The organism is Cereibacter changlensis JA139 (assembly GCF_003034985.1).
Taxonomy (GTDB): domain Bacteria; phylum Pseudomonadota; class Alphaproteobacteria; order Rhodobacterales; family Rhodobacteraceae; genus Cereibacter; species Cereibacter changlensis.
Genome location: NZ_PZKG01000231.1, coordinates 1 through 3816, shown reverse-complemented (window position 1 = coordinate 3816; position 3816 = coordinate 1). Strand labels below are relative to the sequence as shown.

Annotated in this window: 4 protein-coding genes and 1 pseudogene; all 5 read left to right on the top strand. The window is 66.6% G+C overall.

Annotation, left to right across the window (positions count from 1 at the left end; translation table 11 throughout):
* On the top strand, positions 1-450 hold a 450-nt coding region (locus C5F48_RS22390; RefSeq protein WP_181247755.1), incomplete at its 5' end, for a S49 family peptidase.
* A gap of 1 nt (position 451) precedes the next feature.
* The gene (locus C5F48_RS22385) at positions 452-637 is read left to right on the top strand and encodes a hypothetical protein (RefSeq protein ID WP_107665945.1); all 186 of its coding nucleotides are present in this window, start codon (positions 452-454) and stop codon (positions 635-637) included.
* A gap of 3 nt (positions 638-640) precedes the next feature.
* The gene (locus tag C5F48_RS22380) at positions 641-1423 is read left to right on the top strand and encodes an SDR family oxidoreductase (RefSeq protein WP_107665944.1); all 783 of its coding nucleotides are present in this window, start codon (positions 641-643) and stop codon (positions 1421-1423) included.
* Between the two features lie 288 nt (positions 1424-1711).
* Complete coding sequence (uvrC, locus tag C5F48_RS22375; protein WP_107665943.1) at positions 1712-3607, top strand: excinuclease ABC subunit UvrC; 1896 nt, start codon at positions 1712-1714, stop codon at positions 3605-3607.
* Between the two features lie 66 nt (positions 3608-3673).
* Positions 3674-3816 (top strand): annotated as a pseudogene (locus C5F48_RS22370) (IS5/IS1182 family transposase); the annotation flags it as partial.

Below are 3816 nucleotides of genomic sequence, written 5' to 3'. Positions count from 1 at the left end.
ATCGGGGTGATCTTCTCCAGCTTCGGCTTCCCCGAGTTGATGGCCCGGCAGGGGATCGAACGGCGCGTCGTCACCTCCGGCCGCTCGAAATCGCTGGCCGATCCCTTCCTGCCGGAAAAGCCCGAGGATGTGGAGCGGCTGAAGGCGCTGCAGGAGCCGATCCATCAGGCCTTCATTGCCCATGTGAAGGCCCGGCGCGGCGCGCGGCTGAAGGAAGAGGCCGATCTCTTCAACGCCGACATCTGGGTGGGGCAGGGGGCCGTGAACGTCGGTCTGGCCGATGGCGTGGCGCATCTGGTGCCCAAGCTGAAAGAGCTCTACGGCGACAAGGTGCGTCTGGTCTCCTACGGCCAGAAACGCTCGCTGCTGCAACGCTTCGGCGCCAGCTTCATGGGCTCGGCGCTGGCCGAGGCGGAGGATCGCGCCGCCTGGGCGCGGTTCGGGCTCTGACATGCTGCTGAAGATCGCCCTCATCTTCCTCGCCGTCATGCTCGGCCTCTCCATGCTGTTCAAGATCCGCCCCAGCCTCGGCGCGCCGCGCAGGAAGGCAAAACTGACCAAGCCGGTGATCTGCGGCCATTGCGGCCAGTTCATCCTCGGCAAGGGCGGCTGTGACTGCCAGAGCAGGAAAGGCTGAGCCATGACGCCGCGTGCCCTCGTCACCGGAGCCGGCGCCCGTCTGGGCCGCGCCATGGCGATTTATCTCGCGCAGCGCGGCCATGATGTCGCCGTGCATTACGCAGGCTCGCGCGACGGCGCCGAGGCCACCGTGGCCGAGATCCGGGCCATGGGCCGCAAGGCCGAAGCGCTGCAGGCCAACCTGCTGATCGAGGACGAGACCGAAGCCCTCGTCCCCCGCGCCGTCGCGGCGCTGGGCGGGCCGCTGACCCTTCTGGTCAACAACGCCTCGATCTTCGAATACGACAATATCGCGACTGCCACCCGCGAAAGCTGGGACCGCCACATCGGCTCCAACCTCCGCGCGCCCTTCGTCCTCACCCAGCATTTCGCGGCACAGGTCCCCGAGCCCGCGCAGGACGCGGCGGGCGAGCCGCTGGCCCGCGGCCTCATCGTCAACATGATCGACCAGCGCGTGCTCAAGCTCACGCCGGAGTTCATGAGCTACACCATCGCCAAGATGGGCCTCTGGGCGCTGACCCGCATCGCGGCGCAGGCGCTGGCGCCGCGCATCCGGGTGAACGCCATCGGCCCCGGCCCGACCCTGATCGGCGCCCGGCAGAGCGAGGCGCATTTCGCCGCGCAGCGCGCCGCGACGGTGCTGGAGCGCGGCTCCAACCCCGCCGACATCACCGCCGCGCTGGGATATTTCCTCGACGCCCCCGCCGTCACCGGGCAATTGCTCTGCGTCGACGCGGGGCAGCATCTGGCCTGGCAGACAAGGGATGTGCTGGGGCTGGAATAGGCCCCGGCGGAACTTGTGCACCTTGGCCGCAGTGGTCATGTATCGGTTACAAATTCCTTAAGAATATCAGCCCTTTGAATGAGACTCAGAATTCTTTCCCGCAAAATCAATGGGTTGAAAAGACGCTGAAGTTTTAGGCAAAGCCATGAAACGCACCGAAAACAAGGAAAAATCCGCGCTCCCAGAATGTTGTGCGCAGAGTTATCCCCAGAAACGGTGGACAGGTTTTCTCTTGTGGCGCGGCCCCGATCATTGCAGCGCCACGGGGAATCGACATACCTCAAAAGGATGAATGAAGACGTGCCAGCCGAACTGCCCGATCCGACCGAAACCCCGACGCCCGGCCCCACCGGGCATGCGGTGATTCAGGGCTATCTGAAGTCGCTCGACGGCTCTCCCGGCGTCTACCGCATGCTCGACGCCCAGAGCCAGGTGCTCTACGTCGGCAAGGCCCGCAACCTGCGTGCCCGCGTCTCCAACTACGCCCGCCCCTCCGGCCATTCCGCGCGTATCGCCCGGATGATCCGCGAGACCGCCTCGATGATGTTCCTCACCACGCGCACCGAGACCGAGGCGCTGCTCCTGGAACAGAACCTCATCAAGCAGCTGAAGCCGCGCTACAACGTGCTGCTGCGCGACGACAAGTCCTTCCCGAACATCCTCATCGCCAAGGACCATCCCTACCCGATGATCCGCAAGCACCGCGGCAAGCGGTCCGAGCCCGGCAGCTACTTCGGCCCCTTCGCCAGCGCCGGATCGGTGAACCGCACCCTCGCCCAGCTGCAGCGCGTCTTCCTGCTGCGCACCTGCTCGGATTCGATGTTCGAAAGCCGCACCCGGCCCTGCCTCCTTTACCAGATCAAGCGCTGCGCCGCGCCCTGCGTCGGCAAGGTCTCCTCCGAGGATTACAACCTGCTGATCGGCGATGCCGAGCGCTTCCTGCAGGGCAAGACCACCACGGTGCAGTCGAACCTCGCCAAGCAGATGACCGAAGCCGCCGAGGCGATGGAGTTCGAACGCGCCGCGGCCCTGCGCGACCGGATCAAGGCGCTGACCCAGGTGCAATCCTCGCAGGGCATCAACCCCAGGGGCGTGGCCGAGGCCGACGTGATCGCGCTGCATATCGAGGGCGGGCTCGCCTGCGTGCAGGTCTTCTTCATCCGCGCCAACCAGAGCTGGGGCAACCGCGACTTCTATCCCAAGACCGGGGCAGGGGCCGAGGCGCCCGAGATCATGGAGGCGTTCCTCTCGCAATTCTACGACGACAAGGAGCCGCCCCGGCTGATCCTGCTGTCCCACGCCGTCGACAACCCCGACCTCGTGACGCAGCTTCTGTCCGAACGCGCCGGGCGCAAGGTGACGATGGGCGTCCCGCAGCGCGGCGAGAAGGCCGAACTGCTGGAGAACGCCGCCCGCAACGCCCGCGAAAGCCTCGCCCGCCGCATGGCCGAGGGCGCGACGCAGAACCGCCTGCTCGCCGGTCTGGCCGAGGCCTTCAACCTCGACGCCCCGCCGCAGCGGATCGAGGTCTATGACAACTCGCATATCCAGGGCACCAATGCCGTCGGCGGCATGATCGTCGCCGGGGCCGAGGGCTTCCTGAAAAGCCAGTACCGCAAGTTCAACATCCGCTCGGCGGCAGGGGCCAACAGCGACGACTTCGGCATGATGAAGGAGGTGCTGACCCGCCGCTTCGAACGCCTGCTGAAGGAAGACCCCGAGCGGATCTCCGACGCCTGGCCCGACCTCCTCTTGATCGACGGCGGCGCCGGGCAGGTCTCGGCGGTGCATGGCATCATGCAGGAGCTGGGGGTGGACGACATCGCCATGGTCGGCGTCGCCAAGGGCGTCGACCGCGACGCCGGCAAGGAGGAGTTCCACCGCCCCGGCGAGCCCGCCTTCGCGCTGCGCATGAACGACCCGGTGCTCTACTTCGTCCAGCGCCTGCGCGACGAGGCCCACCGCTGGGCCATCGGCGCCCACCGCGCCAAGCGCGCCAAACAGGTCAGCGCTACCCCGCTCGACGAGATCCCCGGCGTCGGCGCCACCCGCAAACGCGCGCTTCTCGCGCATTTCGGCTCCGCCAAGGCCGTGGCGAGGGCAGGGCTCTCGGATCTGGCGGCGGTGGAGGGGATCTCGGCGACGATGGCGCAGAGCATCCATGATTATTTTCATGGGTCGTGAGGGGCTCTGTTGCACAAATGGACTGACGGGATTCATCTCGTGAATCCAGTGTGGTAGCTTGGGGACATGAGCAGACCGACGCCCCCGACCTACAAGACCCGGAACTGGCCGGCCTACAACGAGGCGCTCAAGCGCCGCGGCTCGCTGACGATCTGGTTTGATCCCACCATGACCTGGGAAGCCGCGCCGACTGGCAAGCGCGGCCGACA

What these genes read in the sequence shown, in the direction of transcription:
- C5F48_RS22385 (WP_107665945.1), top strand. Translation starts at nt 452, where the DNA reads ATGCTGCTGAAGATCGCCCTCATCTTCCTCGCCGTCATGCTCGGCCTC.
- C5F48_RS22380 (WP_107665944.1), top strand. Translation starts at nt 641, where the DNA reads ATGACGCCGCGTGCCCTCGTCACCGGAGCCGGCGCCCGTCTGGGCCGC.
- uvrC (WP_107665943.1), top strand. Translation starts at nt 1,712, where the DNA reads ATGAATGAAGACGTGCCAGCCGAACTGCCCGATCCGACCGAAACCCCG.